Source organism: Pseudaquabacterium pictum, from assembly GCF_005403045.1.
GTDB classification, from domain to species: Bacteria; Pseudomonadota; Gammaproteobacteria; order Burkholderiales; family Burkholderiaceae_C; genus Pseudaquabacterium; species Pseudaquabacterium pictum.
Genome location: NZ_BJCL01000002.1, coordinates 269,438 through 295,953 on the forward strand (window position 1 = coordinate 269,438; position 26,516 = coordinate 295,953).

At 71.5% G+C, this 26,516-nt stretch carries 23 protein-coding genes and 1 pseudogene; 21 read left to right on the top strand and 3 right to left on the bottom strand.

Going from position 1 to position 26,516, the window contains the following annotated elements:
* Window positions 1-31: 31 nt before the first annotated feature.
* Together FFT10_RS05295 and FFT10_RS05300 are read left to right on the top strand one after the other, a co-directional pair.
* A complete protein-coding gene (locus FFT10_RS05295) occupies window positions 32-997 on the top strand; it encodes a cyclase family protein (protein ID WP_137731736.1) in 966 nt (321 codons plus the stop codon).
* Window positions 997-1,674 carry a DUF1007 family protein gene (locus FFT10_RS05300; protein ID WP_137731737.1) on the top strand — a complete coding sequence of 226 codons (678 nt, stop codon included), beginning with the start codon at window positions 997-999 and terminating at the stop codon, window positions 1,672-1,674. The genes FFT10_RS05295 and FFT10_RS05300 overlap by 1 nt, the downstream gene beginning before the upstream one ends.
* 12 nt (window positions 1,675-1,686) lie before the next feature.
* On the opposite strand, the gene FFT10_RS05305 is transcribed toward FFT10_RS05300, so the two are convergent.
* Window positions 1,687-2,478 carry an enoyl-CoA hydratase-related protein gene (locus tag FFT10_RS05305; RefSeq protein ID WP_137731738.1) on the bottom strand — a complete coding sequence of 264 codons (792 nt, stop codon included), beginning with the start codon at window positions 2,476-2,478 and terminating at the stop codon, window positions 1,687-1,689.
* Between the two features lie 68 nt (window positions 2,479-2,546).
* Between FFT10_RS05305 and serB the strand changes: the two genes are divergently transcribed.
* Both serB and FFT10_RS05315 read left to right on the top strand, forming a co-directional pair.
* On the top strand, window positions 2,547-3,260 hold the full coding sequence (serB, locus tag FFT10_RS05310; RefSeq protein ID WP_137731739.1) for a phosphoserine phosphatase SerB: 714 nt from the start codon (window positions 2,547-2,549) through the stop codon (window positions 3,258-3,260).
* Between the two features lie 130 nt (window positions 3,261-3,390).
* Window positions 3,391-3,843 (top strand): response regulator, encoded by a 453-nt coding sequence (locus FFT10_RS05315; RefSeq protein WP_137731740.1) that lies wholly within the window; start codon window positions 3,391-3,393, stop codon window positions 3,841-3,843.
* Window positions 3,844-3,857: 14 nt separating this feature from the next.
* Here the strand turns inward: FFT10_RS05315 and FFT10_RS05320 are convergent, their stop codons facing one another.
* Window positions 3,858-4,469 (bottom strand): protein phosphatase CheZ, encoded by a 612-nt coding sequence (locus tag FFT10_RS05320; protein ID WP_162520697.1) that lies wholly within the window; start codon window positions 4,467-4,469, stop codon window positions 3,858-3,860.
* Between the two features lie 280 nt (window positions 4,470-4,749).
* Between FFT10_RS05320 and FFT10_RS05325 the strand changes: the two genes are divergently transcribed.
* Together FFT10_RS05325 and FFT10_RS05335 are read left to right on the top strand one after the other, a co-directional pair.
* Window positions 4,750-6,111, top strand: coding sequence for a TrpB-like pyridoxal phosphate-dependent enzyme (locus FFT10_RS05325; RefSeq protein WP_137731742.1), 1,362 nt, complete (start codon window positions 4,750-4,752; stop codon window positions 6,109-6,111).
* A 124-nt stretch (window positions 6,112-6,235) separates the two neighbouring features.
* Window positions 6,236-8,526 (top strand): annotated as a pseudogene (locus FFT10_RS05335) (AfsR/SARP family transcriptional regulator).
* Between the two features lie 4 nt (window positions 8,527-8,530).
* On the opposite strand, the gene FFT10_RS05340 reads toward FFT10_RS05335, so the two are convergent.
* Window positions 8,531-9,004 (bottom strand): response regulator, encoded by a 474-nt coding sequence (locus FFT10_RS05340; protein WP_137731745.1) that lies wholly within the window; start codon window positions 9,002-9,004, stop codon window positions 8,531-8,533.
* Between the two features lie 400 nt (window positions 9,005-9,404).
* On the opposite strand from FFT10_RS05340, the gene FFT10_RS05345 reads away from it, so the two are divergent.
* The 15 genes from FFT10_RS05345 to FFT10_RS05415 all read left to right on the top strand — a co-directional run bounded on the left by FFT10_RS05345 (window position 9,405) and on the right by FFT10_RS05415 (window position 26,515).
* Entirely contained in the window at window positions 9,405-11,333 is a 1,929-nt protein-coding gene (locus tag FFT10_RS05345; protein WP_137731746.1) for a methyl-accepting chemotaxis protein, read from the top strand.
* A gap of 43 nt (window positions 11,334-11,376) precedes the next feature.
* Window positions 11,377-12,996 carry a chemotaxis protein CheW gene (locus FFT10_RS05350; RefSeq protein ID WP_137731747.1) on the top strand — a complete coding sequence of 540 codons (1,620 nt, stop codon included), beginning with the start codon at window positions 11,377-11,379 and terminating at the stop codon, window positions 12,994-12,996.
* Between the two features lie 31 nt (window positions 12,997-13,027).
* Window positions 13,028-14,152, top strand: coding sequence for a protein-glutamate methylesterase/protein-glutamine glutaminase (locus FFT10_RS05355; RefSeq protein ID WP_137731748.1), 1,125 nt, complete (start codon window positions 13,028-13,030; stop codon window positions 14,150-14,152).
* 15 nt (window positions 14,153-14,167) lie between these two features.
* A complete protein-coding gene (locus tag FFT10_RS05360) occupies window positions 14,168-14,794 on the top strand; it encodes a HEAT repeat domain-containing protein (RefSeq protein ID WP_228026964.1) in 627 nt (208 codons plus the stop codon).
* A 52-nt stretch (window positions 14,795-14,846) separates the two neighbouring features.
* Window positions 14,847-15,716 (top strand): CheR family methyltransferase, encoded by an 870-nt coding sequence (locus tag FFT10_RS05365; protein ID WP_137731749.1) that lies wholly within the window; start codon window positions 14,847-14,849, stop codon window positions 15,714-15,716.
* Window positions 15,713-16,144: a response regulator gene (locus FFT10_RS05370; protein ID WP_137731750.1), complete on the top strand. Its 432-nt coding sequence runs from the start codon at window positions 15,713-15,715 to the stop codon at window positions 16,142-16,144. The genes FFT10_RS05365 and FFT10_RS05370 overlap by 4 nt, the downstream gene beginning before the upstream one ends.
* Window positions 16,141-18,486: a chemotaxis protein CheA gene (locus FFT10_RS05375; protein ID WP_137731751.1), complete on the top strand. Its 2,346-nt coding sequence runs from the start codon at window positions 16,141-16,143 to the stop codon at window positions 18,484-18,486. The genes FFT10_RS05370 and FFT10_RS05375 overlap by 4 nt, the downstream gene beginning before the upstream one ends.
* Window positions 18,483-18,740 (top strand): hypothetical protein, encoded by a 258-nt coding sequence (locus tag FFT10_RS05380; protein ID WP_137731752.1) that lies wholly within the window; start codon window positions 18,483-18,485, stop codon window positions 18,738-18,740. Before FFT10_RS05375 ends, FFT10_RS05380 begins: the two co-directional genes overlap by 4 nt.
* A 21-nt stretch (window positions 18,741-18,761) precedes the next feature.
* Window positions 18,762-20,945, top strand: a complete 2,184-nt coding sequence (locus FFT10_RS05385) for a PAS domain S-box protein (protein ID WP_137731753.1) — start codon at window positions 18,762-18,764, stop codon at window positions 20,943-20,945.
* Window positions 20,942-21,316: a response regulator transcription factor gene (locus tag FFT10_RS05390; protein ID WP_137731754.1), complete on the top strand. Its 375-nt coding sequence runs from the start codon at window positions 20,942-20,944 to the stop codon at window positions 21,314-21,316. Before FFT10_RS05385 ends, FFT10_RS05390 begins: the two co-directional genes overlap by 4 nt.
* Before the next feature lie 35 nt (window positions 21,317-21,351).
* Window positions 21,352-22,563 carry a methyl-accepting chemotaxis protein gene (locus FFT10_RS05395; protein WP_137731755.1) on the top strand — a complete coding sequence of 404 codons (1,212 nt, stop codon included), beginning with the start codon at window positions 21,352-21,354 and terminating at the stop codon, window positions 22,561-22,563.
* Window positions 22,564-22,705: 142 nt separating this feature from the next.
* Complete coding sequence (locus tag FFT10_RS05400) at window positions 22,706-23,074, top strand: response regulator (protein WP_137732066.1); 369 nt, start codon at window positions 22,706-22,708, stop codon at window positions 23,072-23,074.
* 17 nt (window positions 23,075-23,091) lie between these two features.
* Window positions 23,092-24,330 (top strand): methyl-accepting chemotaxis protein, encoded by a 1,239-nt coding sequence (locus tag FFT10_RS05405; protein ID WP_137731756.1) that lies wholly within the window; start codon window positions 23,092-23,094, stop codon window positions 24,328-24,330.
* A gap of 71 nt (window positions 24,331-24,401) precedes the next feature.
* Window positions 24,402-25,322 carry an alpha/beta fold hydrolase gene (locus FFT10_RS05410; RefSeq protein WP_137731757.1) on the top strand — a complete coding sequence of 307 codons (921 nt, stop codon included), beginning with the start codon at window positions 24,402-24,404 and terminating at the stop codon, window positions 25,320-25,322.
* Window positions 25,323-25,465: 143 nt separating this feature from the next.
* The gene (locus FFT10_RS05415) at window positions 25,466-26,515 is read left to right on the top strand and encodes an outer membrane lipoprotein (protein WP_137731758.1); all 1,050 of its coding nucleotides are present in this window, start codon (window positions 25,466-25,468) and stop codon (window positions 26,513-26,515) included.
* Window position 26,516: the final 1 nt, after the last annotated feature.

The window sequence follows — 26,516 nt, forward strand, 5'->3', positions numbered from 1 at the left end:
GCCGGCACCTCGCAAGTCTCAGGAGACAACCATGGCATCCTCATCCCGTCCCGTCCTGCGCAGCCTGCTCGGCGCCGCAACCCTGGCCGCCGCCAGCCTGGCCGCCACGCCGGCCCTGGCCCAGGCCGACTGGTGCAAGAGCAAGTGGGGCCCGAACGACCAGGTGGGCGCCCTGAACCTGCTGACGCCCGCGATGACCCAGAACGCGGCCAAGCTGATCAAGACCGGCAAGACCTACCGCCTGGGCGTCGAGACCAATGCCCAGACGCCGGCCTTCGCCACCCGCACCTGGTCGGTGCTGATCCAGCAGCCCGGCCAGGCCGGCGGCGGCAGCCTGGGCCCCACCAAGACCACCTACAACGACGACATCTACATGGGCTACACCGCCGTGGGCTCGCAGCTCGACGGCCTGGGCCACATCGGCGTCGATGGCGTCTACTACAACTGCAACAAGCAGGCTGAATTCGCCCAGCCCGACGGCCTGAAGAAGCTGGGCATCGAGCAGGTGCCGGCCATCGCCACCCGCGGCGTGGTGCTCGACATGGTGGCCTACACCGGCAAGAACCCGGTGCCCGAGGGCACGGCCTTCAACCGGAAGGAGATCGACGAGCAGGCCCAGCGCCAGGGCATCAGCATCGGCACCGGTGATGTGGTGCTGTTCCACACCGGGTGGCAGGACCTGGCCTACAAGGACAAGAAGCGCTTCCTGGCCGGCGAACCCGGCCTGGGCAAGGAAGGCGCCGAGTACCTGATCAGCAAGGGCGTGGTGGCCGTGGGCGCCGACACCTGGGGCCTGGAGGTGATTCCGTTCGAGAAGGGCGTGGGCGTGTTCGAGGTGCACCAGATCCTGCTGGCGCGCAACGGTGTCTACATCCTGGAGAACATGGACACCTCCGAGCTGGTGAAGGACAAGGCCTGGGAGTTCATGTTCACGCTGGGCGCCTCGCGCATCACTGGTGGCGTGCAGGCCATCATCAACCCGATCGCGATCCGCTGATGTGGCGGCAGCTGCCGGCCCTGGCCGGGCTGCTGTGCCTGGCCGGCCCGGCAGCGGCCCATCCGCATGGCCGCATCGACTGCCAGGCGCAGGTGCAGGCCGGCCCGGCCGGGCTGCAGGCGATTGCGCTGCAGCTCACGCTGGATGCGCAGTCGTCGGCCGCGCTGGTGCCGCGGCTGCAGTTCGATGACCGGGGTCAGCTGGCCGGCGACAAGCCGGTGCGGCAGTTCGCCGACCTGGTGGCCGGCATGTTCCGCCAGAGCGGCTGGATGCTGAAGCTGCAGGCACTGGGCGCCGATGGCGAGCCGGCCGGTGCGGCGCTGGAGCTGGCCGACCCCGATCCGGCCCGCTTCAGCCGCCGTGCAGACGGCCAGGTGGTGGTGCAGGTGGCGCTGAAGCCGGCGGAGCCGGCCAACCCGGCCCATGGCTGGAGGCTGGCCTGCCTCGATCCCACCTGGTACTGGGCCACCGGCTTCGCCGGCCCGACACAGTTCACCGCCAGCGCGCCCTGCCGGGCCGAGCTGGAAGCCATGCGCAGCATGGCCGAGCAGGCCCAGGCGCTGCAGGCTGCCGCCTTGAAGGCCGGCGTGCTGGGCGCGGACCAAGCCGCCCCCGGCCTGCTCACCGCCGCCGGCGTGCGGGCGCCGTCGGGCACCATCCGCTGCACGATGCCCTGAGCGGGCCGTTGCTCAGCGATCCTTGAAGATCGCCGGCCGCTTCTGCAGGAAGGCGGCCACGCCTTCGGCAAAGTCATGGCCACGGCTCATGGCGCCCTGCACCCGGGCCTCCAGGCTCAGCGCGGCGTCGAAGTCCATGCCGCCAGCGTCGTCGATGACCTGGCGGGTGGCCGCCAGCGCCTTCGACGACAGGCCGGCCAGCCGCTGGGCCAGCGCCATCGTGGTCTCCAGCAGCGCGGCATCGTCCACGCACTGCCAGATCATGCCCATGGCCGCGGCCTCGGCCGCGGGGAGCTTGTCGCCAGTCATCGCCAGGCCCAGGGCGCGGGCGCGGCCCACCAGGCGCGGCAGCAGCCAGGTGCCGCCGCCATCGGGCACCAGGCCGATCTTGCTGAAGGCCTGGATGAAGCTGGCCGAGCGGGCGGCGATCACCATGTCGCAGCCCAGGGCGATGTTGGCGCCGGCGCCGGCAGCCACGCCATTGACCATGGCGATCACCGGCACCGGCATGCTGCGGATTCGCAGGGCCAGCGGCTTGTAGTGGCGCTCGACCACGCCTTCCACGTCCGCGGGCGTGCCGTCCTGGCCCATGCCCTCGTCGTTCAGGTCCTGGCCGGCGCAGAAGCCGCGGCCGGCGCCGGTCAGCACCACGCAGCGCACGGTGGCGTCGGCGGCGGCAGCATCCAGCCCGGCCAGCAGTTCGCGGTGCAGCGCGGCGGTGAAGCTGTTCAGCGCCTGCGGCCGGTTGAGGGTGAAGGTGCGCACGGCGCCTTGGTCGCTGACCAGGACCAGGGGTTCGGACATGGGTTGGTCTCCATCGTGGTTGTCGAACGCCGATTCTGCCGGGGGCGGCGGGTAAGATCCGCCGCGCCATGTCTGCCCACGAGTTCGCCCCCGGCCTGTTCATCCGCGGTTTCACGCCACCGCTGCCGCTGTCGGCCTACAAGCTGGTGGCCTTCGACATGGATTCCACGCTGATCAACATCGAGTGCGTGGACGAGATCGCCGCGGTGGCCGGCCGCAAGGACGAGGTGGCCGCCATCACCGAGGCGGCCATGCGCGGCGAGATCACCGACTTCAAGGACAGCCTGCGCCGCCGCGTGGCGCTGCTGGCCGGCGTGCCCGAGACCGCGCTGCAGCAGGTCTACGACCAGCGCCTGCGGCTCAACCCCGGGGTCGAGACCTTCGTGCAGGCCTGCCAGCGCGCCGGTCTGAAGACGCTGCTGGTCTCCGGCGGCTTCACCTTCTTCAGCGAGCGCATCCGCCACCGCCTGGGGCTGGATTTCGCCCGGGCCAACAGCCTGGGCACCTTCAACGGCCGGCTCACCGGCACGCTGTTCGACCGCCCCTGGGGCGACATCTGCGACGGCGCCGAGAAGCGCCGGGTGGTGCTCGAGGTGTGCGAGCTGATGGGCATCGACACCACCCAGGCCATCGCCGTGGGCGACGGCGCCAACGACCTGCCGATGATGGCCGCCGCCGGCCTGTCGATCGCCTACCACGGCAAGCCGGCGGTGCGCGAGCAGGCAATGATCTCGATCGAATCCGGCGGCATGGACCGCGCGCTGGAGCTGCTGCGGACTTGAGCATTGTCAATGGGCACGCCGCCGCATAGCGCAGGCGCGCCGGTCTGGCAATCCCTGCAACGGCGCGCCGGTGGCCGCAGGCGGTGTGCCGGCGGCAGACAGAATCCCGGGCAGGCCCACCCCACCGCCCATGTCCTCGCCCGCCCCACCCGAGCGCCGGTCCGCCGCGTTGCATGCCGCCAGCCTGCCGCACCTGCAGCGGCCCGACGGCCAGCCCTGGCTGGCGCTGCTGGCCGACGACAACCCGATCAACCGGGAGGTGGGCAGCGCCCTGCTGGAGGCCCTGGGCCTGCAGGTGCACACCGCCAAGGACGGCCACGAGGCGGTGGACATGGCAAGCGCCGCCCGCTATGACCTGGTGCTGATGGATGTGCAGATGCCGCGGCTGGATGGCTTTGCCGCCACCCGCCACCTGCGCACGCTGCCCGGGCTGGGCACGCTGCCGGTGATCGCCGTCACCGCCAACAGCAGCGACCAGAGCCGGCTGGACTGCATGGCCGCCGGCATGAACGACTTCGTCACCAAGCCGATCGACATCCTGTCGCTGGCCAACGCGCTGCGGCGCTGGCTGCCGCAGGTCTGACGGCCGCCGCGGGCTCAGAAGCCCAGCGAAGCCAGCAAGTCGTCCACGTCTTCCTGCGCCACGGCCTTGTCAGGCACCTGCGGGCCGGCCAGCTGCGACTTCTCGCGCTGGGCCACCACCGCCACCTTGCCTTCGCTCTGCGCCAGCATCTGCTGCAGTTGCTGCTCGGCATGGCCGATGATGTTGACCACCTTCTTGATCACCTGGCCCGACAGGTCCTGGAAGTCCTGCGCCATCATGATGTCGGTGAGCACGGCGTTGTGCGCCTTCTGCAGGCTGGCCTGGTGGCGCAGCGCAGCGGTGGCCTCGGCCAGTGCGGCGCGGGCCTCGCCCACGCCCAGCTCGGCATGGGTGCCGACGCCCTCCAGACGGTCGGCCAGGGCCAGCGCCTCGGTGGCGGCCGCCTGGCAGACCGGCTGCGTGGCGTCCACCATGTTCAGCACCTTCATGGCGGCGTCCTCGGTCATCCGGCCGACGTAGGCCAGGCGGTCGCGGGCGTCCGGCAACTCGTCGGCCAGCTGGTGCAGGGCCACATCCCAGCCCAGTTCGGCCAGGGTGGCGCCCAGGCGCCGCACCAGCGCATCCAGCTCGTCGAGAGCATCCGGGCCATCAGACAGATCACTCACGTTGACGCACTCCCCACTGCAAGATCGATGGAAGACGGGTTGGCGACTGGCACCGACGCGCGGGCCCGCGACGGCGGGCCACCTGTGCTGCTGTATCGGCCAGCCGACGGCCAGGCTTGACCGCGCCGGACGGCTGCGCGTGTCAACACCGTCACGCTCAGCCACCCTGTCTGCACCTGAACGGGGCTTCCGGCCCTGCGGGCAAGTCCGGCTGGGCGCGCCGTCCGGCCCTGCCTAGCATGCAGCCCAGCTCCACCCCACACGACGAGGATTGCTCCCGATGGCCACCACCCAGTACCTGCTCGACGCCAGCCGCATGCCCAAGCACTGGTACAACATCGCCGCCGACCTGCCCAGCCCGCCGCCGGCGGTGCTGCATCCCGGCACCTTGCAGCCCATCGGCCCGGCCGATCTGGCGCCGCTGTTCCCGATGGAGCTGATCCTGCAGGAGGTGTCGACCGAGCGCGAGATCGAGATCCCCGAGCCGGTGCGCGAGGTGTTCAAGCTGTGGCGGCCGGCGCCGCTGTTCCGCGCCCACCGGCTGGAGAAGGCGCTGGGCACGCCGGCCAAGATCTACTACAAGTACGAGGGCGTCTCGCCCGCCGGCAGCCACAAGCCCAACACCGCCGTGCCGCAGGCCTGGTTCAATGCCCAGGCCGGCGTGAAGAAGCTCACCACCGAAACCGGCGCCGGCCAGTGGGGCTCGTCGCTCAGCTTCGCCGGCAGCCTGTTCGGGCTGGATGTGACGGTGTTCCAGGTGCGCGTCAGCTACGACCAGAAACCCTACCGCCGCGCGCTGATGGAGACCTACGGTGCCCGCTGCGTCGCCAGCCCCAGCAACGAGACGGCGTATGGCCGCGCCGTGCTGGCCCAGCGGGCCGACCACCCCGGCAGCCTGGGCATCGCGATCAGCGAGGCGGTGGAGATCGCCGCCCAGAACGACGACACCAAGTACGCGCTGGGCTCGGTGCTGAACCATGTGCTGCTGCACCAGACCATCATCGGCCAGGAGGCCATGCTGCAGCTGGAGATGGCCGGCGACGACCCCGACGTGATCGTCGGCTGCACCGGCGGCGGCAGCAACTTCGCCGGCATCGCCTTCCCGTTCATCGGCCAGCAGCTGCGCGGCGGCAAGAAGCGCCGCATCGTGGCGGTGGAGCCGGCCGCCTGCCCCAGCCTGACCCGCGGCAAGTACGCGTACGACTTCGGCGACACCGGCCACATGACGCCGCTGACCAAGATGCACACGCTGGGCTCCACCTTCACGCCGCCGGGCTTCCATGCCGGCGGGCTGCGCTACCACGGCATGGCGCCGATGGTCAGCCACCTGAAAGAGCTGGGCCTGCTGGAAGCCACCGCCTACCACCAGGTGGCCTGCTTCGAGGCCGGCGTGCTGTTCGCCCGCAGCGAGGGCATCGTGCCGGCGCCCGAGGCCAACCACGCGGTCAAGGGCGCCATCGTCGAGGCACTGCGCTGCAAGGCCGAGGGCCGCAGCGAGACCATCCTGTTCAACCTCTGCGGCCACGGCCACTTCGACATGGCGGCCTACAGCAACTACTTCGCCGGCAAGCTCAGCGACCAGAGCTACAGCGAGGAAGAGCTGGCGATGGCGCTGTCGGGCCTGCCCTCCGTGCCAGCCTGACGGCAGCACCGGGGCCCGCGGCCGGATCGCCGGCGCGCCGCGCTGGCATCATCGCCGCATGTTGTCGCTCCGCCTGCTGGGGCCGGTCAGCCTGCTGCAGGACGACCAGCTCCTGCCGTTGCCCATGCACAAGGCGCAGGCCCTGCTGCTGCTGCTGGCGCTGGGCGGCCCTGGCCACCGGGCACGCCTGGCCAGCTGGCTGTGGCCGCTGGCCGACGACAGCGCCAGCCGCCGCAACCTGCGCCGTGAGCTGGCCCGCCTGCGCGATGCCGGCGCCGGCGATGCGCTGCGCAGCCAGGGCGAGGTGCTGGCTCTTTCGCCGGCCGTGCAGTGCGACGCGCTGGCGTTTGCCGCGCTGGCCGATGGCGGCCGGGCCGCCGAGGCGCTGGCCCTGTGGCGGGGCCCGCTGGCCGATGGCCTGCAGACTGGCGCCACCGAGGCCTTCGACGACTGGCTGGCCCATCAACGCCAGCGCCTGGCCGGCCGCCGGCGCCAGCTGCTGGCGGCCGAGGCCGCAGCGGCCGAAGCGGCCGGCAACCTGCCGCGGGCGCTGGACACGGTGCAGCAGCTGCTGGCCGACGACCCGCTGCAGGAACAATTGCACCGCAGGCCATGCGCCTGCACGCCGCCGCGGGCGACCGCAGCGCCGCACTGACCCAGCACGTGCGCTGCCGCGACGCCCTGGTGCGCGAGTTGGGCCTGGCACCCGGCGCCGAGACCGAGCAACTGGCCGCACGCATCCGCGCCGGCCTGGGCGTGGCCAGCACGGCGGTGGCCGCGCCGCCCGCCGCGCAGGCCGGCGGCACAGCCTGGCCGGTCGGTGAGATCTGGGTGCAGCGGCCCGAATGGCCGTCGGCCGAGGCCGCAGCCCGGCAGCAGGCGCTGCAGCAGGCCGCCGGCGCCTGCGTGCTGCGCCTGGCGCCGCTGGATGGCGACGGCGTCTCTGCACTGGTCAATCGGCTGTCGGGCGCCGGCGACCCGCGCCGCTTCGCCCAGCGGCTGGAACGCGCCACCGGCGGCAACCCGTTCTTCCTGGGCGAGACGCTGCGCCAGTGGCGCGGCCCGGGCCTGCTGCGCCTGGGGCCGGATGGCGCCTGGCAGACGCCGTTCGACGATGCCACGCAGGACGATGCCGAACTGCCGGTGCCCGACAGCGTGCGCAACGCTGTGATCGCCCGGGTGCAGCGCCAGCCCGAGGCGGTACGCCGGGTGCTGGAGGCGGCCGGCCAGGACAGCGCCGACATCGCACGCCACTGGGAAGCCGGCGGCGAGCCGGCCCGCGCCGTGGCCCACCGCCTGGCCGCGGCCGAAGCGGCGCTGGCGCTGTATGCCGACGCCGACGCCCAGGCCCACTGGCAGGCGGCGCTGGACGACCAGCCCACGCTGGCGCAGCGGGTGCGCATCCTGGGCCAGCGCTGGCAGATCCTGGGCCACCGGGGCGACCAGCCCGACCTGCTGGCCGCGGTGCAAGCGCTGGACGCCGCCCGCGATGCGGCCCGTACCGGCGCCGGCGCCGGCGCCGAGGCCCTGGCGCTGGACGCCGAGGTGCATGCGGCCGAGATCCTGGCGCACAGCCAGCGCAACGACGACGCGCTGGCCCGCATCCAGGCCTGCCTGGCCCACCCGGCGCTGGGCACGGTGGACCGCGCCCAGGCCCTGCGGGTGCAGAGCCAGGTGCTCAGTCGCCTGGGCCGCGCTGGAGGACGCCTTCGCCCAGGCCGCGACGCTGCGCATGGTCGACCTGCAGCGGGTGGTGGCCAACAACCTGGCCAACAACCGCATCAACCACGGCGGTCCGGCGCGGGCGATCCGGGTGATCCGCGAGGCGCAGGCGCTGGCACCGCACTTCACCATGCCGGCCATGCCGGTGTTCTGCCTGGGCATCCTGGTGCAGGCCCATGCCCAGCTGGGCGAACTGGGCACCGCGCTCGATCTGGCCGACGAGGCGCTGGACCGCGCCATCGCGCTGGACGAGACCCTCAACCTGGCCGACTGCCTGCTGATGACCCTGGGCCTGCGCAGCGCGTTGGGCGACCAGGCCGGCGTGCAGCGCCTGCTGGAGGCGATGGCCGGCCGCCGGCTGGACGGCCTGGGCTACTTCGGCGCCAAGGTGGCGCTGGAACTGGCCGGCCATGCGCTGCAGCAGGGCCGGCGCGACGACGCCCGCGCCCACCTGGCGGCCGTGGGCGGTGTGGCGGCGCTGCGCATCCCGCCCGACCGCGCCGCCGCCCGCCAGCGCCTGGCCGAGCTGGCCCTGGCCGATGGCGACGCTGCCGGCGCGCTGGACTGGCTGGCGCCGCTGGCCGGCCAGGTGCTCTACACCGAGGTGCAGGCGCCGCAACCCGGCGGCAGGCCCGGCTGGCCGGCAGCCTGGGGCGCTGGCAGGCATTGCTGCCGGCGCTGGACGCGCCCTGAGCGGTCAGGCTGGCGCCGGCGCCAGGAAGCGATCGATCTCGCCGAACAGCCGGGCGCTGGCGATCGGCTTGGTGATGTAGGCGTCGAAGCCGCCGCGCAATGCCTCGGCGATGTCGTCGGGCATGGCATTGGCCGACACCGCCACGCAGGGCACGCCCGCCAGCTGCGGGTCGGCCCGCAGCGCCTGCAGCAGCTGCAGGCCGCTCATGTCGGGCAGCCGCATGTCCAGCAGCAGGAGGTCGGGCGGCGCGGCGCGCGCAGCGGCCAGGCCGCTGGCGCCGTCGACCGCCAGATCCAGCGCCAGGCCAGGCCGCAGCTCCAGCAGCGCCAGCATCAGCAGCCGGTTCAGCTCCTCGTCGTCCACGTACAGCACGCGCCCCCGCGGCTGGGGCAGCGGCGCCGGCATGGCGGTGCGCAGCGGCAGCGGCGTGCCCGGCGGAAGGCCTTGGGCATGGGGGGTGATCGCGCAGCGGTCCATGGGGTGCCTTGTCGGTCATCCGGGTGAGCGTGCCGCGCAGGTTGCGCGGTGCATGTGAGGCGACATCTTGCGGCCCCACGGGGGCGTCCGCAACGCGACTGGGCAGCGGCGGTCAACGTCGCGAGAGATCCTGTCGCACGCTGTCCATAACTCCCGACAACAGTTCCCGCAACCACTGCGGAACGACCGGAATTGCCGGCCGGCTTCGCGTCACTTTGATCGATTGAGACCGGAGGTCGAGCCCTCCAATGACCGTGCTCTCGTTGACCCCACCACCCACCCACCGGCCGGACTCCAGCCGGTCAGCGCTGGCCACCCCGATCCATCCCCGAGAGACGGCCTTCCGGACGCACCGGATCGATGCGGCATGCACAAGCCGCCACCCCAAGAGGAAAACGCGATGTCCCTGGTGATGAAGAACCGCAGCCCGGCTGCCGATGCCGCCCCTGCCCCCGTCATGGCCAAGGGCCTGACCAAGACCATGGCCCGCGATGCCGAGGCCAACCGCAAGCGGGCCCGCACGCTGGCCAAGCAGCAGCAGGCCGCCGAGCGGGTAGCCAGCGCGTCCAGCCAGCTGTCGGCCGGCATCAACGAGGCTGCCTCGGCCAGCGAGGAACTCAAGCGCGCCGCCGACCAGATCGCCAGCGGCGCCGAGGAAGCCTCGGGCGCGGCGCAGGAATCGCTGGCCGCCATCACCCAGGTCAGCGGCGCCATCACCCGCCAGCTCGCCTCCGCCAACAATGCCCAGGGCAAGGCCGAGGGCATGCAGACCCTGGTCGGCCGCATCAACACCGAAGTGCAGGCCACAGTGGGCGCGCTGAACGTGGCGGCCAAGCGCCAGGGTGAATCGGTCAAGATGGTGGGCGAGCTGGAGCGCCAGGCCGCCAACATCGGCGACATCGTCAAGGCCGTCGCCCGCATCGCCGACCAGACCAACCTGCTGGCGCTGAACGCCGCGATCGAGGCCGCCCGCGCCGGCCAGCATGGCAAGGGCTTCGCGGTGGTGGCCGACGAGGTGCGCACCCTGGCCGAGACCAGCGAGAAGAGCGCCAAGCAGATCCAGGACCTGGTCGGCCAGATCCAGGGCGAGGTGAAGGTCATCGCCGGCGGCATCAACACCTCGGCCGAGGTGATCGAGGCCGAAGTGGAGAAGAGCGCGCTGATCGTGCAGCAGCTCGAGCAGATCCGGGCCGACGCCGCCGACATCGTGGCCGGCGCCACCGAGATCGCCTCGGCCGCCGCCCAGAGCAACGTGGCCTCGGCCCAGGCGCTGAAGGGCGCCGAGCAGATCGCCTCGGCCGCCGCCGAGCAGAGCAGCGCCTGCGAGGAAACCGCCAAGACGGTGGAAGAGCAGAGCGCCGCGCTGAGCGAGTGCGAGCAGACCGCCAGCAACCTGTCGGAGATCGCCGACGACCTGAAGAACAGCACCGACATCGCCAAGAGCGCCGAGGAGGTGGCCTCGGCCGCCGAGGAGCTGAGCAGCGCGGTGCAGGAGATCAACCGCTCGGCCGCGCAGATCCTGGTGGCGCTGGACCAGGTGCGCCAGGGCGCCCAGACCCAGGCCGCCGCCACCACCGAATCGGCTGCCGCCATCACCCAGATCGAGAAGGGCGCGCAGCTGGCCGAGGAGCGTGCCGGCCAGGCACGCGAGCGGGCCTCCGCCATCCGCAAGCTGCTGGGCGAGAACAAGACCCACATCAACGGCCTGGTGGCCAGCATCGCCAGCGGCGTGGACAGCACCCGCACCAGCATGCAGCAGATCAAGGACCTGGAGCTGGTGAGCCGCAAGATCGACAAGATCGTCGACGCCATCACCCAGGTCAGCATCCAGACCAACATGCTGGCCGTCAACGGCAGCATCGAGGCTGCGCGCGCCGGCGAGTACGGCAAGGGCTTCGTGGTCGTGGCCACCGACATCCGCAACCTGGCGCACGATTCGGCCGAGAACGCCGACCGCATCAAGGACCTGGTCAAGAGCATCCAGGACCAGATCGGCACCGTGGGCCGCGACCTGGCCGAGATCATGGCCGCCAGCCTGACCGAGGTGGAGAAGACCAAGTCCATCACGGTGAACCTGGAGTCGATGGAAGCCGACGTGGTGTCGGTGGAGAAGGGCAATGCCGAGGCGGTGAGCGCCTCGCAGGAGATCGTCACCGCGCTGAGCCAGGTGAAGATCGCCGTGGACCAGGTGTCCTCGGCCGCGCAGGAAGCCGAGAAGGCCGCCGAACAGGCCGCCAGCGCTGCCAAGCAGCAGAGCCAGGGCGCCGAGGAGCTGAGCGCCGCGATCGAGGAGATCTCGTCGCTGGCCGACGAGCTGCAGAGCAACTGAGCCGCCCCGCCCCGACCTTCCCATCTTCAGAAGGAGGTGTGCCATGGGTGCGCCTGACCAAGACGCCGCGGCCGAGACCGGCGCGGCGGTGACGGACCGCCAGTTCGTCACCTTCAACGTGGCCGGCGAGATGTTCGCCGTGCCGATGGCACCGGTGCAGGAGATCATCCGCGTGCCGGACGTGGCCCGCCTGCCGCTGGCGCCAGCCGCGCTGGACGGGCTGTCCAACCTGCGCGGCCGGGTGCTGCCCATCGTCAACCTGCGCCGGCTGTTCAACACCGACGAGCGCGCCCATGACGACGCCACCCGCGCCCTGGTGATCAACCTGGGCCAGCCGCTGGGCTTCGTGGTGGACCGCGTGGCCAGCGTGGTCAGCGTGGAACCTGGCGAGATCGAGCCGGCCACCGCCATCCAGACCATCGTGCAGGCCGACTACCTGACCGGCGTGATCAACCGCGCCGGCGCCGACGGCCAGCGCCAGCTGATGCTGGTGCTGGACTTCGAGCGCCTGGTGGCCGACCAGTTCAGCCAGGTCAAGGGCGTGGGCGCGGTGTCGCAGCTGGCCGGCGAGGGTGGCAGCCACGACGAAGCCAGCCGCGTGGCCAGCGCCGATGAACTGCGCCTGGTGAGCTTCACCGTGCAGGGGCAGGAATACGCCATCGACATCGCCAATGTGCAGGAGATCGTGCAGGTGCCGGAGGCCGTCACCGCCGTGCCCAACACGCCGCACCATGTGCTGGGCCTGATCTCGTTGCGCCAGCGCCTGCTGCCGCTGGTGAGCCTGCGCAGCCTGTTCGGCCTTGCCGCGGTGGACAGCGACGAGCAGCACCGCATCGTGGTGGTGGCCCTGCCCGGCGGCGCCCAGGTGGGCCTGGTGACCGACACCGTCAAGGAAGTGCTGAGCGTGCCGCGCAGCCAGGCCGATGCCATGCCCGGCGTGCTCTCGCGTGACAGCCAGCTCGGCGAGTTCGAGTCGATCTGCCGCCTGGACGGCGGCAAGCGCCTGGTGTCGATCATCGCCGCCGACAAGCTGCTGGGCGTGCCGGCCATCCGCGAGGCCCTGAACGCCACCGACAGCGCCGCCACGCCTGGCGACGCTTCCACCGACCACGAGGAGACCGACATGTCGCGCGCTGCCAGCACCGCCACCGCCACCGACGACGACGCCCAGGTGGTGATCTTCCGCCTCGGCGCCGAGGAGTTCGGCGTGCCCATCATGAGCGTGCAGGAGATCGTGCGCGTGCCCGAGGTGCTGACCCGCGTGCCCAAGACGCCGCGCTTCGTCGAAGGCGTGATCAACCTGCGTGGCACGGTGCTGCCGGTGATCGACCAGCGCACCCGCTTCGGCATGGCGTCCATCGCCCGCAACGACCGCCAGCGCATCATGGTCTACATGCTCAACGGGCTGCGCACCGGCTTCATCGTCGATTCGGTGGCCGAGGTGCTGCGCATCGGTCGCAGCCAGATCGAGCGGGCGCCCGAGCTGGGCGACGAGCAGGCCGGCCTGATCACCCAGGTGGCCAAGCTCGACGGCGACAAGCGTCTGGTGATGCTGATCGAACCCAGCCAGCTGCTGGGTGCGCGCGAGTCCAAGGCCATGGCCGGCATCGACGGCCTGCAGCCCGACGACGGCGCCGCAGCGCCCTGGGCCCAGGCGGCCTGACGCCCACGCACCGCATGGCAGGAGACGCACGGTGACCAAGGTGCTGGTGGTGGACGATTCGGCGCTGATGCGCCGCCTGTTGTCCGGCTTGCTGACCGACGCCGGCTTCCAGGTGGCCTCGGCCCGCAACGGCGTGGAGGGCGTGCAGCAGCTCACCGAATGGCAGCCCGACGTGGTGACGCTGGACATCAACATGCCCGAGATGGACGGCCTGACCGCCCTCTCGCTGATGATGCAGGCAAGGCCCACGCCGGTGGTGATGGTGTCGTCGCTGACCGAGAAGGGGGCGCAGGCCACCTTCGAGGCGCTGGCCCTGGGCGCGGTGGACTTCATCGCCAAGCCCGGCGGCACCATCTCGCTGTCGGTGGAGGACATCGCCGACCAGCTGATCCAGAAGGTGAAGGCCGCGTCGCGGGCCCGCATGCGGCCGGCGTCCAGCGCCACCACCCGGGCGGCCGAGGCGCCGGCGCGCATGGCCCTGGGCCGCGGCGCGCCCAGGCCACCGGCTGCCGCGCCGGCGCCGGCGGCCGCACCGGCCAGCACGGCACCGCGCGCGAGCGCGGCCCTGGCCAAGCTGGATGGCCTGGTGATCATCGGCGTGTCCACCGGCGGGCCGCGCACGCTGGAAGACATCCTGCCCACGCTGCCGGCAGATTTTCCGTGGCCGGTGCTGGTGGCCCAGCACATGCCCAGCAACTTCACCGACACCTTCGCCAAGCGCATGGACAAGCTCAGCCGCATCGCGGTGCGCGAGTGCAACACCACGCTGCCGCTGGAGCCGGGCCATGCCTACATCGGCAAGGGCGGCACCGACATGGTGGTGGTGGAACGGCTGGGCCGCATCGCGGTGCAGCCACGGCCCGAGACGCCCGGTCACCCCTGGCACCCCAGCGTGGACGTGCTCGTCGACAGCGCCATGAAGCTGCTGCCGCCCGAGCGCATCGTGGGCGTGCTGCTCACCGGCATGGGCAACGACGGTGCCCGCGCCATGGCCCAGCTCAAGGCCAGGGGCGGCCGCACCATCGCCGAATCGAAGGACACGGCGGTGGTCTTCGGCATGCCGCAGGAGCTGATCGAGCTCGGCGGCGCCAGCCTGGTGCTGCCCTGCACCGACGTGACACGCCAGCTGTGCCACTGGATCCACAAGAAGACCTGAACAAGGACACACGCCATGGGACTGCGAAAGACCAACAGCCACGACGCTCTGCGCGAAGTGGTGGAACGCGAACACCCGCGCGACCTGGCCGGCCTGCTGGGTCAGCTGCGCAGCGGGGATGTGGAGCAGCGCCGCTGGGCCGCACGGGATCTGGCCGCCCACCCGCAGGCCGCCAGCGCGCTGGGCGAGCAGCTGCTGACGGAGACCGACGCGTCGGTGCGCGAGTCCATGCTCACCAGCCTGACCAGCCAGGCCAGCGAGGCCGCGGCCGGTGCCCTGCTGCCGCTGCTGCGCAGCGAGGACGCCCAGCTGCGCAACGGCGCCATCGAGGCCCTGGCCGGCATGCCGCAGGCCGCCGGGCCGCGCATCGCCGGCCTGCTGCGCGACGCCGATGTGGACGTGCGCATCTTCACCGTCAACCTGCTGGGTGAACTGCGCCATCCGCAGGTGCTGCCCTGGCTGCTGCAGGTGCTGGCCCGGGACCCCGAGGTGAACGTGGTGGCCGCCGCGGTGGAGGTGCTGGCCGAGGTGGGCAGCCCTGAGCATGGCGACGCCCTGCGCGCAGCACGGGCCCGGTTCGCCGGGGATGACTTCATCGGCTTTGCGGTGGACATGGCCGTCGAACGGATCGAGGCCGCATGAACAACACACCAGCACGGCGCCTGCCGCCTGCCTGCCACGGGGGGAGCGTGCCATGAAGGCCACCGCACTGAACCGGCGGCAGGAGATCACCGACGCGGACTTCCTGAAGTTCCGCGACTTCTTCTACCGCAAGACCGGCATCCACTTCGACGAGGGCAAGCGCTACTTCGTCGACAAGCGGCTGATCGAACGCATCGAGGCCACCGGCGCGGACGACTTCCGCAGCTACTTCATCGCCCTGCGCTTCGAGACCAAGGGCACGGAGCTGCAGCAGCTGGTCAACGCGATGACGGTCAACGAGACCTACTTCTTCCGCGAGGCCTACCAGTTCGACTGCATGGTCAAGGACATGCTGAACGAGATCGTCAAGCGCAAGCGCCCGGGCGGGCGCATCCGCATCTGGTCGATCCCGTCGTCCACCGGCGAGGAGCCCTACTCCATCGCCATCTACCTGCTCGAACGCTGGCCGCTGATCGACCAGTACGAGGTGGAGATCCTGTCGTCGGACATCGACACCACGGTGCTCGAGTCGGCGCAGCGCGGCGTGTACTCGGCGCGCTCGGTGGGGCAGCTGCCGCCCGAGTACCTGGCGCGCTACTTCAAGCAGCGCAATGCGAACGAGTTCGTGATCTCGCGGGATCTGGTGGCGGCGGTGGACTTCAGCCGCGTCAACCTGACCGATGCGAGCGACACCCGCGCCTTCCGCGACATCGACATCATCTTCTGCCGCAACCTGCTGATCTATTTCGACGACCTGTCGCGCCGGGTGGCCGCCGAGGCCATGTACGACGCGATGAGCCCGGGCGGCTTCATCTGCCTGGGCCATTCGGAATCGATGAGCCGCATCACACCGCTGTTCCAGCCGCGCCGCTTTGCCGACGCCATGGTGCACCAGAAACCGATCAAGGGAGATCGCGCATGACCCACCATGTCCTGGTCATCGACGATGCCGCCACCGTGCGCATGTACCACCGCAAGATGCTCAGCGACGCCGGCTGGCAGGTCGACGAGGCGGTCAACGGCCTGGAGGCGCTGGAGAAGGTGATGAGCCGCCCGCCGGGACAGGCCTTCGACCTGTACGTGGTCGACATCAACATGCCCAAGATGGACGGCTACACCTTCGTGCGCGAGCTGCGCCGCCTGGGCGGCACGCCGCCGGCCCCGGTGCTGATGGTGTCCACCGAATCGCAGATGCAGGATGCCACCGCGGCCCGCGATGCCGGCGCGAATGGCTACCTGGTCAAGCCGGCCAAGCCGGCCGAACTGATGCTGACCGCCGCGCTGATGCTGGGCGATGCCGCCGCGTCGCTGCGCGCGGCCGGCAAACTCGTTGCAGGAGCGTCCGCATGAACACCTCCGAACTGCTGGACCAGTTCATCCAGGAGGCCCGCGAGGGTCTGGAAACCATCGGCCAGCGCCTGCTGGAGGTGGAGCGCAGCCCCGGTGATGCCGAGCTGCTGAACGACCTGTTCCGCCAGGTGCACACCCTCAAGGGCAACTGCGGGCTGTTCGACTTCAAGCCGCTGGAAACCGTGGTGCATGCCGGTGAAGACCTGCTGGACCGGGTGCGCAACGGCAGCCTGGCCTACAGCGGCGCCATCGCCGATGCCCTGCTGGAGGCGATGGACTACACCTCCGAGCTGATCGACACGATCGCGCAGGACGGCGCCCTGCCGGCCGGCGCCGCGCCGCGCGCCCAGACCCTGGCCGCCGCCCTGCGCCAGCACCTGGCCGGCCCGGCAGCGGCCGCCGTGGTCGCGGCGGCACCGGCACCGGCCGCCGTGGTGGCACCGCCGCTGCCGGACTGGGCTGCCGATCTGCCGCCGGCCCTGCAGCTGCCTGGCAGCACCGCGCTGCGCTACCAGCCCGAGGCGGAATGCTTCTTCAAGGGCGAAGACCCCTGGCACCTGGCGCGCAGCACCCCCGGGCTGCGCCACCTGGCGGTGCGCCCGGCCGCACCCTGGGCCACGGCGGAGGCCTTCGACTGCTACCGCTGCAACCTGGACCTGCTGATCGTCAGCGACGCACCGCGCGCCGAGCTGGAGGCGCACTTCCGCTACGTGCCCGAGCAGCTGCAGTGGCACAGCCTGCGCATGCCGGCCGAGGCACCCGCGGTGGTGGGCGCCGAGCTGGCCTACCTGCGCGGCCGCATCGCGCTGGCCTGGGACGAGCAGCGTGCGCTGCTGGCCCGCCCCGGCATTGCCGCCGGCACCGTGGCCGCCACGCGGCGCGTGCTGGCCAACCTGCTGCAGTGCTGGGGCGACGAGGCGCTGTACCGGGCCCTGCACCCGACGCTGGAGAGCCTGCCGCCCGGCGCCCAGGCGCTGGCCACCTGGGCGCTGCAGCACCGGCCGTCCGACGCCACCGGCGCCGACATCGCGCAGCTGGCCGATGCCGCCAGCGCTGCAGGCCAGGCCGACGGCGACGGCGCCGGCGACACCACCGGCACGCCCGCCACGGTGACCGACTTCAAGCGCGGCGCCACGCCACCCGACGACGGCGGCGGCAATGCCGGCGGCCACAAGGTGCTCAAGGTCGGCCAGGACAAGATCGACCGGCTGATGGACCTGATCGGCGAGATGGTGGTGGCCAAGAACGCCCTGCCCTACCTGGCCCAGCGCGCCGAGGATGTGTTCAAGCAGCGCGAGCTGGCCCGAGAGATCAAGACGCAGTACAGCGTGATCAACCGCATCGCCGAGGACATGCAGCACGCCATCATGCAGGTGCGCATGCTGCCGGTGGGCACCATCTTCCAGCGCTTCGGCCGGCTGGTGCGCGACATCAGCAAGAAGCTGGGCAAGGACGTGCAGCTGGTCATCGAGGGCGAGGACACCGAGGCCGACAAGAACGTCATCGAGAGCCTGGCGGACCCGCTGATCCACATCCTGCGCAACAGCCTGGACCACGGCATCGAGCTGCCCGCCGTGCGGCAGGCCGCCGGCAAGCCGGCCCAGGGCACGCTGCGGGTGTCGGCCCGCCAGGAGGCCGACCGCGTGCTGCTGGACATCAGCGACGACGGCGCCGGTGTCGACACCGAGCGGGTGCGCGCCAAGGCGGTGGAACGCGGCCTGATCGCCGCCGACCGCGCCGGCACGCTGACCGACCACGAGGCGGTGCAGCTGGTCTTCCTGCCGGGCTTCAGCACGGCCGAGTCCATCAGCGACCTGTCGGGCCGCGGCGTGGGCATGGACGTGGTGCGCTCGGCAGTGGAACGCATCAACGGCACGGTGGAGCTGTCCAGCGTGCGCGGCCAGGGCACCACCATCCGGCTGGCGCTGCCGCTGTCGATGGCGGTGACCAACGTGATGATGATCGAGACCGCCGGCCGCCGCTTCGGCGTGCCGATGGACCTGATCGTGGAAACCGTGCGGGTGCATGCCGACGACATCCACCACTTCAAGAGCGCCATGACCACGGTGCTGCGCGGGCGCATCGTGCCGCTGCGCCCGCTCAACGCCCTGCTGGCCCTGGACGAGGCCGCCCTGCGCAACGGCGATGGCGAGCATGCGGTGCTGGTGGTGCGCCTGGGCCACGAGACCCTGGGCCTGCTGGTGGACGACTTCCACGGCACCAGCGACATCATCCTCAAGCCGCTGGAAGGCGTGCTGGCCGGCCTCACCGGCTTTGCGGGCACCGCCCTGATGGGCGACGGCAGCGTGCTGATGATCCTCAACCCGAAGGAGCTGGCATGACCATCCGCTACCTGAAGAAGCACGCCGCCCTGGAAGGCCATGTGGGCGTGGACGATGCCGAGGCGCTGGGCCAGTGGCTGCGCAACCAGAACGCGCCCGCGGTGCACCTGGGCAAGTGCGAGCAGGTGCACAGCGCCGTGCTGCAGGTGCTGCTGGCGCTGAACCCGCGCATCAGCGCGCCGCCGGCCGATCCCTGGCTGGCGGCGGCGCTGCAGCAGTCGGGCGACCTGCACGCCAGCCAGGCGCCGGCCTGAGGCCGGCCGCCGCCCGCCGCCATGCGCGCCTGGATCGACCGCCACCTGCACCGCCTGCCGTGGCTGGTGTTCGGCGGCGGCCTGGCGCTGGACGTGCTGACGCTGTGGCTGTTCCACCAGGGCAGCTCGGTGCTGGAGGCCACGGTGCGTGGTGCCTGGCCGGCGCTGTTCTTCCTGTGCGGCCTGCTGGCCAGCACCCTGCTGGCGCTGCTGCTGCACTGGCAGATCACCAGCCGGCGGCGGGCCGAGGCCGCCGCGCAAGGCATGTCGGCCGACCTGGAGCTGCTGGCCCTGGTGGCGCACAGCACCACCAACACCGTGCTGGTCACGGACCTGCAGGGCCGCATCACCTGGGTGAACAACGCCTGCGAGACCATCACCGGCTACAGCAGGGCCGAACTCATGGGCAAGACGCCCGGCGCCATGCTGCAGTGCGAGGCCAGCGACCGCACCACCCGGCTGCGCATCCGCCAGGCATTGGCCACCGGCCAGCCCTTCCGCGGCGACATCCTCAACCGCAGCAAGAGCGGCCGGCTGTACTGGATCAACCTCGACATCCAGCTGCTGCGTGATGCCGGCGGCCGGCATGTGGGCTTCATCGGCATCAACAGCGACGTGACCGAGCGCCGCCAGACCGAGCAGGCACTGCGGGTGAGCCAGGCCTTCCTGCACAACACCGGCCGCATCGCCGGCGTTGGCGGCTGGGAGCTGGACCTGGACACCGGCCTGCTGCAGTGGACCGAGCAGGCCTGCCACATCCTGGAGGCGGCGCCCGGCCACCATCCCAGTGCCGCCGACTGCATCGCCCTGGTGGCGCCCGAGGCGCGCAGCCAGGTGCAGCAGCTGCTGGCCGAGGGGCTGGAGCGCGCCGGCACCGGCTGGGACGTGCAGCTGCCGGTCATCACCTTCGGCGGCAAGCGCATCTGGGTGCAGCTGGTGGCCGAGGGCGAGTTCGGCGACCACGGCCTGGTGCGCATCGTCGGCGCGCTGCAGGACATCACCGTGCGCCGCCAGCTCGAGACCGAGATGCGCCGCAGCGAAGCCCTGCTGCGCGGCGCGATGGAAACCATCGACGAGGCCTTCGTGCTGTTCGACCCGGCCGACCGGCTGGTGTTCTGCAACGACCGCTACCGCCAGGTGCACGGCGTGTCGGCGCACCTGCTGAAGCCGGGCACGCCGTTCGAGACCATCCTGCGCCACGGTGCGGAGCAGGGCCTGTACGGCAAGCTGGACATGCCGTTGGACGACTGGATGGCCGAGCGCCTGGCCAGGCACCGCCAGGGCAACCTCACCACCACCCTGCACCTGGGCGATGGCCGGGTGATGCGCCTGCTCAACCGCCGCATGCCCGACGGGCACCTGGTGGGCTTCCGCTTCGACATCACCGACCTCACCCGCGCCACCGAGGCGGCCGAGCGGGCCAACCGGGCCAAGGGCGAGTTCATCAACACCGTCAGCCACGAGCTGCGCACGCCGCTGCAGTCGGTGATCGGCTTCTCCGAGCTGGGCAAGGCCTTTGCGCAGGGTCAGGCGCCGTTCGACGCGATGTTCGACGACATCCATGCCGGCGGCCAGCGCATGCTGACGCTGGTGAACGCGCTGCTGGACGTGTCCAAGATCGACGGCAGCCCGGGTGCGCTGTCGCTGCACCGCAGCGACCTGTTCGCCCTGGCCGCCGGCGTGGTGCGCGAGCTGGGCCCGCTGGGCGACAAGCGCGGCGTGCAGCTCCGCCTGCCCGATCCGCTGCCACCGCTGCCGGCGCGGGTGGACGGCTTCCGCATGCAGCAGGTGCTGCGCAATGTGCTGGCCAATGCGCTGCGCTTCGCGCCCGAGGGCAGCGACATCGAACTCACCGGCGACGACCTGGGCAGCGAAGGCGTGCTGCTGGAGGTGCGCGACCACGGCCCCGGCATTCCGCCGGACGAGCTGGAGACCATCTTCGACGCCTTCGTGCAATCCAGCCGCACCCGTGACGGATCTGGCGGCACCGGCCTGGGCCTGACGATCTGCCGCAAGATCATGACGGCCCACGGCGGCATCATCCTCGCCACCAACGCGCACGACGGCGGCGCCTGCATCCGCCTGTGGCTGCCCGCCGCGGCCGCGCTGGTCCAGCCTGCCCGCCCGGCGGCCGACCAGTCCCCGGCCGGTACACGCCCCGCCCCGCCATCCACCACCCCCCTGCCCGCCGAGGCCCTGCCATGACCCGCACCGTGCTCACCATCGAAGACCAGGCCGACATCCGCCGGCTGATCCGCATGACGCTGGAGTTCAAGGGCTTCCGCGTCCTGGAGGCGGCCAACGGCCCGGAAGGCCTGCAGCTGGCCCGCAGCCAGCAGCCCGACCTGATCCTGCTGGACGTGATGATGCCGGGCATGGACGGGCTGACGGTGAGCCAGACCCTGGCCAGCGATGCTGCGCTGCAGCAGACGCCGGTGATCATGCTGTCGGCCCTGGGCACGGCCGATGCGGTGCAGGCCGGCCTGCAGACCGGCGCCCGCGCCTACCTGGTCAAGCCCTTCAGCCCCTGGGAGCTGGTGGCGCTGGTGGACAAGCTGACCGCGGCCACGGCCTGACTCAAGAACCGCCGCCACAGGCCGAAGACCCGCGCATGCCGATTCCCGAACTCCCGACCGCGCCGCGTCCCCCGCTGGGCGCCCCCTTGCTGGCCGGCGTGGCCGCCCTCAGCCTGCTGGCCACGGCCGGGCTGGGCCCGGCGCTGGGGCTGGCGGGTGCCGCCGCCGCCGCCGCGCTGGCCGCGCTGACGCTGGCGCTGGCCGGCCTGCTGGCCTGGGGCTGGGGCCGCCTGGCCGGCGCCCGCCACCGCGTGCTGCCGCGCGATGCCGCGGCGCAGGAGGTGCGCGACATGGGCCCCTATGTCACGCTGATGAAGCAGCAGCTGGGCGGCGCCCTGGACGAGTCCGAAGGCGGCACGCTGCAGGCCATCGAGCGCATGAACGCCATCCACCGCTTGTCGGCCGACCAGCTGGAACGCATCCGCACCACCGAGGGCAACAGCGACGCGCTGGCCCAGGTGGTGCGCGACAAGGTCATGGTCGACACCCAGCTGGGCTCGATCCTGACGATGTTCGTCGAGAAGCAGGAGGCCGACCTGCAGGCCAACCTGGAACGCATCAAGCGGCTGCAGGGCGTGAAGGACCTCACGCCCATGGTCGACGTGATCGCCACCGTGGCACGGCAGACCAACTTCCTGTCGATCAACGCCGCGGTGGAAGCCGCCCGCGCCGGCGAGTCCGGCCGCGGCTTCGCGGTGGTGGCCTCCGAGATCCGCCAGCTGTCCACCCGCACCGCGGCGGTGGCGGTGGAGATCGCCGCCAAGATCACCGCCGCCACCGACGGCATCGATGCCGAGCTGGCCGCCGCCACCAACCAGGGCGGTGTCAGCACCACCAGCAGCAACATGCGCCAGGTGCTGACCGACATCGCCGAGATGCAGAAGCGCTTTGCCGAGAGCATCGAGCAGCTGCAGCTGGGCCGGGTGATCGCCGACATCAAGGCCGGCCACGAGGACATCGCCGAGCGGCTGAGCGACGCGCTGTCGCAGCTGCAGGGCCAGGATGTGATGCGCCAGCGGGTGGAATCGGTGCAGCAGGCGCTGGACGCGCTGCAGGAGCACCTGCAGGGCATGGCCACGCTGCTGCAGGGCGGCGAGGTGCTGCCGGCGCTCAAGCCGCTGCATCTGCAGCTGCAGGAACAGGCCGGCCGCTACGTGATGGACAGCCAGCGCATCACCCACGCCAGCGTCGCCGGTGGGGCGGCCGCGGCCGCGGCCAGCACCGCACCGCGTGTGGAGCTGTTCTGAACGCCAGCGCTCGACCGGACTGCCTGCACAGCGGCTGCAAAACCCTCCTCAAGTTCTCCGCAAGACCGCCGATATTTTTATCAATTCGGGTCTGCAATGGCGCTGCGGCGGCGCCAGGATCCCAGCCCTCCACACAGGTGTCCTGATGAAAAGCGTGTTCCTGGTCGACGACTCCGCCACGATGTTGATGAGCCTGAAGGGCACGCTGGAGATCAGCGGCTACAAGGTGGAGACCGCCAGCGACGGCGAGGCGGCGCTGACCAAGTTGAAGGCCGGCCTCAAGCCCGACCTGATCATCACCGACATCAACATGCCCAAGCTCGACGGCATCGGACTGATCCGCGAGGCGCGCAAGCTGCTGCGCTTCACGCCGATCCTGGCGCTCACCACCGAGAGCCAGCAGGGCAAGCGCGACGATGCCAAGAAGAACGGGGCGACGGGCTGGCTGGTCAAGCCGGTGGGCGGTGCGGAGCTGGTGAAGGTGATCAAGCAGGTCCTGCCGGGCGCCTGATACCGGGAGGACACACCATGGCACGACCCGCTTCCTGGCCACGCCCCTCGCTGCGTGATCTGGGCTTGCTTGCCTTGTTCGGCGGCGCAATGCTGGCCCACAGCCTGTGGGCGGACGAGGTTCCCTGGTCGGCGGTCTTCGGCGTGGGCGTCGGGGTGGTGCTGGGCAACTGGCTGCAGCGCTTCCACCGGCCGATGCTGGGCCGCAACCACCGCGACACCGCCGTGGTGGTGCAGGACATCCACACCCTGCGCCAGGCGTTCAACGTGCTGACCAAGCAGGTGGACGCCACGATCCAGGCGTCGGAGTCGGCCGTGATGTCGATGATCGACCGGGTGCACCGGGTGCACAACCATGCCCAGTCGCTGCAGACCAAGATCCATGCCGCGGTCGGCCGCTCGCAGGCGCTGAGCACCGATTCACTCAGCCGCGCCGGCCAGCACGGCCAGGCCGTGGCGTCGCTGGCCGAGCACCAGCAGGCGCTGGAAACGGTGCAGGCCGAGAACCAGCAGCGCGTGGGCGCGGTGGCCGAGCGGGTGCGCCAGCTGACGCCGCTGGCCACGCTGATCACCGACATCTCGCGCCAGACCAATCTGCTGGCGATCAACGCCTCGATCGAGGCGGCCCGCGCCGGCCCCGAAGGCGCCGGCTTCAAGGTGGTGGCGGCCGAGGTGCGGCGGCTGTCGCAGCAGACGGCCGAGGCCGCCCGGCAGATCAGCGAGGGCATCCACCAGGCTGCCGGCACCATCGATGCCGAGATGGCCCGCGCCGAGTCGCAACACGGCACCAGCGCAGCCCGCCAGCTTGGCGAGATCGCCCAGCACATCCAGCTGATGAGCGACACCCTGAGCGACGTGGTGCCCTACCTGGGCGAGCTCTCGCAGCACATGGACCAGGGCATGGCCACCATCGACCACGATGTCATGGACATCCTGGCCGAGATGCAGTTCCAGGACATCAACCGCCAGCTGCTGGAGCAGATCAATGCGGCGCTGGCCTCGCTGTCGGAGCACTTCGCGCAGATCTACAGCCTGATCGACGGCCAGGCACCGCCGCCGCCGATCCTGCTGGAAGAACTGCTGGCGCGCTGGACCGACAACTACGTGATGCACTCGCAGCGGGTGGCGCATGCCCAGGGCACCGGCCGCGGCGACGTGCCTGCGCCCACGCCGGCGCCCGAACGGGCCAGCACCAGCCCCCCGCCGGCCGAGCTGTCGCTGGCCGGCAACCAGGGCGCCCGCATCGAGTTCTTCTGACGGCGGCGCCCGGCGGCATGCCGGGCGGGTGGCACACTGTGGCAGCCCTCGTGCCACCGACGACCACCCCCATGCCGCCCGCCACCGCCCCCAGCCCGCCCCTGCCGGCGCCGGTGTCGGGCGACCCGGTGGTGCTGCAGCTGCCGGGCTTCGGCCGGGTGGTGGCCTTGGTGGCCGGGCAAGGTGCCCCGCTGCTGCTGCTGCACAGCGTCAATGCCGCCGCCTCGGCCGCCGAGGTGCGGCCGCTGCACGAGCACTTCCGCCACAGCCGCACCGTGCTGTCGATCGACCTGCCCGGCTACGGCCTGAGCGACCGGCCCGATGTGGCCTACACCCCGCGCCTGATGACCGACGCACTGCATGCGGCCAGCGCCTGGCTGCGCCAGCGCTGCGGCGGCACGCCGGTGGATGCGCTGGCGCTGTCGCTGGGCTGCGAATTCCTGGCCCGCGCCGCGGTGGAGCGGCCGGCCGACTACCGCAGCCTGGCCCTGGTCAGCCCCACCGGCTTCATGGGCACGCGGGTGTGGCGCGGCGCGCCGGGCAGCACCCGTGCGGTGCCGGGCCTGCTGAAGGCCCTGCGCGGCCCGGGCTGGGGTGGCGCGCTGTTCCGCGGGCTGACGCGGCCCGGCGTGATCCGCTACTTCCTGGAGCGCACCTGGGGCGCCAAGGCCATCGACGAGGCGCTGTGGCAGTACGACGTGCTGACCACCCGCCAGCCGGGTGCCGAGTTCGCGCCGCTGCATTTCCTGTCGGCCGGACTGTTCTCGGCGGACATCCACACCGTCTACGGCCAGCTGCAGCTGCCGGTGTGGATGAGCCATGGCGTGCGCGGTGATTTCACCGACTACCGCGGCTGCGGCTTCCTGCGCCAGCAGCCGAACTGGCAGTTCAGCGTCTACCCCACCGGTGCCCTGCCCCAGTTCGAGCTGCCCGAGGCGGTGTGCGCCGACCTGGCCAGCTTCCTGGCCGGGCAGCAGGTGCCGCAGCGCTGAGCACGGCATCCCGTCCTACACGGGCTTGCGGCCGGCACTGTCGGCAGGGGACGGCCAGCGGCCGTTGTACAGGCAGAGCGGCGCCGGCAAGATGCCAGCGTCAGCGGATCCCGAACCATCCACCACCACACACCAGGTTGACCATGCTCCTGCAACGCCCCCTCTCTGCCCTGACCCTGGCCCTGGCGGCCGCCCTGCCGCTGGCCCTGCCGGCCACGCCTGCGCTGGCGCAGTCCTGGTCCCAGCAGGTCGGCCAGGGCATCTCCGGCTTCGGTGTCACGCCCCTGGAACAGCTGCGCCCCGGCGAGGTGCTGGTCTTCCGCGTCGACGGCACGCCCGACGCGCGGGTCAGCCTGCAGATCAGCGGCGCCACCGCGGCGCTGCAGCTCAACGAGACCTCGCCCGGCCGCTACGAGGGTGAATACACCATCCGCCAGCGTGACCGGCTGTCGGCCAGCAGCACGGTGACCGCCAGGCTCGAGAAGAACGGCCAGGCCACCACCGCCACGCTGGGCCAGTCGCTGCAGGCCGGGGCAGCGCCTGCGGCAACGGCGCCGATCAGCAGTTTCCAGGTCAGCGCGCCGGACCCGGTGCGGCCGGGCGACGAGCTGGCCTTCACGCTGCAGGGCAAGCCGGGCGGTCAGGCCAGCGCGTCGGTGCAGGGCATTGCCCAGCGCATTCCGCTGACCGAGGTGCGGCCGGGCGTCTACGAGGCCACCTACGTGTTGCGCCGCAAGGACAACCTGCGCGGCAAGCTGGTGGCCGACGGCCGCCTGGTCGTCGACCGGCGCGAATCGACGCTGCGCTTCGACGCGGGGCAGCACGGTGGCCAGCACGGCAGCCAGCCGGTGGCCAGCTGCGCCCAGTGTGGCGCGGTCACCGCGGTGAAGCTGGTCACGGTGAAGGACGACCATCCCAATGTGCTGGGCACGATTGCGGGCGGCGTGATCGGCGGCGTGCTGGGCAACCAGGTGGGCGGCGGCAGCGGCCGCGACCTGGCCACCATCGCCGGTGCCGTGGGCGGTGCCTACGCCGGCAACCGGGTGGAGAACAACATGAACAAGAAGCAGGTGCACCGGGTGACGGTGCGGTTGGACAACGGCACCACCCGCAGCTTCGACTACGCCCAGGACCCGGGCCTGCAGGCCGGCGCCCGGGTGAAGGTGGAGAACGACGCGCTGGTGCGGCTCTGAC